We start from the raw sequence: 4032 nt of genomic DNA on the forward strand, positions 1-4032 counted from the left end.
TGGGCCGGCGGCCTCATCGCGCTGTGCGGCGCCGCCATCGCCCTCGGCGACACGATGCTGCACCGCACCGCCGTCACCAACTGGATCACCGCCGCCGCGCGCGTCCAGCAGCTGCTCGCCCGCAGGACCGCCGACCTGGGCTCGGCGCTGACCCGCCGGGTCGCCGCCGGGGAGGTCGTGGCGGTCTCCACAGGGGACGTCGAGAAGATCGGCTGGTTCGTGGAGGCGCTCTCGCGCTTCCTGGCCGCCGCCCTCGCGATCATCCTGATCTGCGTGGGGCTGACGCTCTACCTGCCCGAGCTGGGCTGGATCGTCGCCGCCGGGGTGCCGGTGCTCGCGCTGGCCGTCCTGCCGCTGCTCCCCGTGGCCACCCAACGCGCCGACATCCAGCGCGAGAAGGGGGGCAAGGCCACCGAACTGGCCTCGGACACCGTCGCCGGACTGCGGGTCCTGCGCGGCATCGGCGGCGAGGAGCTGTTCCTCGGGCGCTACCGCGCCGCGTCCCAGGAGGTCAGGAGGGCCGCCGTCCGCAGCGCGCGGATGTGGTCGCTGATCTCGGCCGTCCAGGTCCTGCTGCCGGGCATCCTGCTGATCTCGGTGGTCTGGTACGGCGCGCACCTCGCGCTGGACGGGCGGATCGGCATCGGCGGGCTGGTGACCGTCTACAGCGCGGTGACGCTGCTGCTCTTCCCGCTGGGCCAGTTCGAGGAGATCGCCATGGCGTACTCCTTCTCGCGGCCCTCCGCGAAGCGCGCGGCGCGGGTGCTGTCGCTGGAGCGGACGTCGTACGACGACGAGCGCGGCGGCCTGGACGACGCGCGGCCGACCGGGGACCTCTACGACCCCGCGACCGGGCTGCTCGCCCCGGCGGGTCTGCTGACCGCCGTGGTGTGCGGCGACCCGGACGCGGCGGGGCTGCTCGCCGAACGCCTGGGCGGGCACGCGGCCGAGGAGGAGAAGAGCCCGTCGGTGCTGCTCGGCGGGGTGGCGCTGGACGACCTCCCGCTCGACGCGGCGCGGGCCAGTGTGCTCGTACAGGACAAGGATCCGGTGCTGCTGTCGGGCACGCTCACCGAGCTGCTGGACGTGCCGGCCTCCGGCGCGGTCGACGCCGGGAAGGCGCTGGAGGCCGCGCAGTGCGCGGACGTGCTGGACGCGCTCGCGCAGGCGTCCGTGGACGGCAGCGGCGACCCGATGTCGTCGCGCATCACCGAGCGCGGGCGCTCGCTGTCCGGCGGTCAGCGCCAGCGGCTCGCGCTGGCCCGTTCGCTGGTCACGGACCCGGAGGTGCTCGTCCTGGACGAGCCGACGTCCGCCGTGGACTCGCACACGGAGGCCCGGATCGCGCAGGGCGTCAAGGAGTTGCGGGCGGGTCGTACGACGATCGTGTTCGCGTCCTCGCCGCTGCTGCTGGACAGCGCGGACCGCGTGGTGTTCGTCCACGAGGGGGCGGTCGCCGCGGTGGGCGGCCACCGTGAGCTGGTGCGGACCGACGCGCGGTACCGCGCGGTCGTGACCCGCGAGACGGAGCCGGAAAGCGAAGAGCTCTCCGTACCTGACGAGTTGACGCCGGCGTCCGTGCGGGCCCGGGAAGAGATCGAGGAATCGGCATGATCGGCCTGTCTCCCCCGGCGTTCGACCCGGCGGCACCGGAATCGGCGACCACCCTGCCCGTCGGGACGCCCGCGACGGTACGGGCCTATGTGCGGGAGCTGCTGCGGCGCCACCGCCGGGCGTTCGTCCTGCTCGTCACGGTCAACGCGGTCGCGGTCGTCGCGTCGATGGTCGGCCCGTACCTGCTCGGCTCGCTGGTCGAGGATCTCTCCGAGGGGGCGCGCGAGCTGCACCTGGAGCGCGTCGCCGTGGTGTTCGCGGTGGCGCTGACCGTCCAGACGGTCTTCACCCGGCTGGTACGGCTGCGCGGGGCGATGCTGGGTGAGGAGATGCTCGCCGATCTGCGGGAGGACTTCCTCGTCAGGGCGGTCGGGCTGCCGCCGGGCGTGCTGGAGCGGGCCGGGACGGGCGATCTGCTGTCCCGGATCACCACCGACATCGACCGGCTGGCGAACGCCATGCGGGAGGCCGTACCGCAGCTCGCGATCGGTGTCGTGTGGGCGGCGCTGCTGCTCGGCGCGCTGACGGTCACCGCGCCGCCGCTGGCGCTCGCGGTGCTGGTCGCGGTGCCGCTGGTGGTGGCGGGCTGCCGCTGGTACTTCAAACGGGCGCCGTCCGCGTACCGTTCGGAGGCCGCCGGGTACGCCGCGGTCGCCGCGATGCTCGCGGAGACCGTCGACGCGGGCCGGACGATCGAGGCGCACCGCCTCGGCGCGCGCCGCGTCGCCCTCTCGGAGCAGCGGGTCAAGGAGTGGACGGCGTGGGAGCGGTACACGCTCTGGCTGCGGTCGGTGCTCTTCCCCGTCATCAACCTCACCCATACGACGATCTTCCTGTCCGTCCTGATGATCGGCGGGGTCTTCGTCCTCCAGGACTGGATCACCGTCGGGCAGCTGACCACGGGCGCGCTGCTGTCCCAGATGCTGGTGGAGCCGGTCGGGCTGATCCTGCGGTGGTACGACGAACTCCAGGTCGCCCAGGTGTCGATCGCGCGGCTGGTCGGCGTGCGGGACATCGAGCCGGACGGGGGCGACGAGTCGGTCGTCCCGGACGGCAGGACCGTCAGCGCGGACGAGGTGCGCTTCGGGTACCGGGCGGGGGTGGACGTCCTGCACCAGGTGACACTGGACGTCCGGCCGGGCACCCGGCTCGCGCTGGTCGGCCCCTCGGGGGCCGGAAAGTCCACGCTGGGGCGGCTGCTCGCGGGCATCTACGGGCCCCGGACCGGCAGTGTCACGCTCGGCGGGGCGGAGCTGTCCCGGATGCCGGCCGAGCGGGTGCGGCGGCATGTGGCGCTGGTCAACCAGGAACACCACGTGTTTGTCGGGACGTTGCGCGACAACCTGCTGCTGGCCCGCACGGACGCGACCGACACCGAGCTGTGGGCGGCGCTGGGCGCGGTCGACGCGGAGGCCTGGGCGCGGGGGCTCGACGCGGGCCTGGACACGGAGGTCGGGTCCGGCAGTACGACGCTGACCCCGGCCCAGGCCCAGCAGGTGGCCCTGGCCCGCCTCGTCCTGGCGGACCCGCACACGCTGGTCCTGGACGAGGCGACCTCCCTGCTGGACCCACGGGCGGCCCGCCATCTGGAGCGCTCGCTGGCCCGGGTGCTGGACGGCCGTACGGTCGTGGCGATCGCCCACCGCCTGCACACCGCGCACGACGCGGACGTCATCGCGGTGGTCGAGGAGGGCCGGATCAGCGAACTGGGCAGCCATGACGAGCTGGTGGCGGCGGACGGGGCGTATGCGGCGCTGTGGCGGTCGTGGCATGGCTGAGCGCCGCCTGCTCGTCCGCCGGAACGCGGCGGCGCGCGCGCCCGGCCTGGCTGCCGGGCTGTTGTCCTCAAGCGCCGGACAGGCTTGATCGTGCCTACTGCGGGCCGGGGACGTGTCAGGTGGTCGCGGGGGTGAAGTAGTGGCCCTCGTCCAGGTCTTCGAGGAGGCCGGGGTGGGTCGGGTGCCAGTTCAGTCGGTCCCGCGTGTGGGCGGCAGAGGTGGGGGTGTCCAGGCCGAGGAACGGGGCCATCCAGGAGAAGTGCCCGGCCGCCTCGTCCGGGGGGACCGAGACAATGGGCAGGCCCAGGTGGCGCCCGATCACCTCGGCGACGGCCTTGATCGGCACGCCCTCGTCGGCGACGGCGTGCAGGGTGGAGCCCGCCGGGGCGTTCTCCAGCGCCAGGTGGAAGAGGTGCGCGGCGTCGGCGCGGTGCACGGCGGGCCAGCGCTGGGCGCCGTCGCCGATGTAGCCGGAGACGCCCCTCTCACGGGCGATGGCGACCAGCGTGGCGAGGAAGCCCTGATCCCCGTCGCCGTAGACGGTCGGAGCCAGCCGTACGACCGACGAGCGCACGCCGCGGTCCGCGAGAGCGGTCGTGGCCTGCGCGGTCGCGAGCCGCCTCGCGGGGCCGGGGGCGTG

General features: G+C 74.1%; 3 protein-coding genes. 2 read left to right on the top strand and 1 reads right to left on the bottom strand.

Going from position 1 to position 4032, the window contains the following annotated elements; translation table 11 throughout:
- The coding region (locus GT042_RS36335) for an ABC transporter ATP-binding protein (RefSeq protein ID WP_161312934.1) at positions 1–1614 on the top strand (1614 nt) is incomplete at its 5' end.
- Positions 1611–3392 (top strand): ABC transporter ATP-binding protein, encoded by a 1782-nt coding sequence (locus GT042_RS36340; protein ID WP_161312935.1) that lies wholly within the window; start codon positions 1611–1613, stop codon positions 3390–3392. The genes GT042_RS36335 and GT042_RS36340, both read left to right, overlap by 4 nt.
- Before the next feature lie 115 nt (positions 3393–3507).
- On the opposite strand, the gene GT042_RS36345 is transcribed toward GT042_RS36340, so the two are convergent.
- Positions 3508–4032 (bottom strand): NAD-dependent epimerase/dehydratase family protein (locus GT042_RS36345; protein ID WP_345944051.1); only part of this gene is annotated, 525 nt, incomplete at its 5' end.

This window comes from Streptomyces sp. SID3212 (assembly GCF_009865405.1).
In the GTDB taxonomy this organism is placed as follows: Bacteria; Actinomycetota; Actinomycetes; order Streptomycetales; family Streptomycetaceae; genus Streptomyces.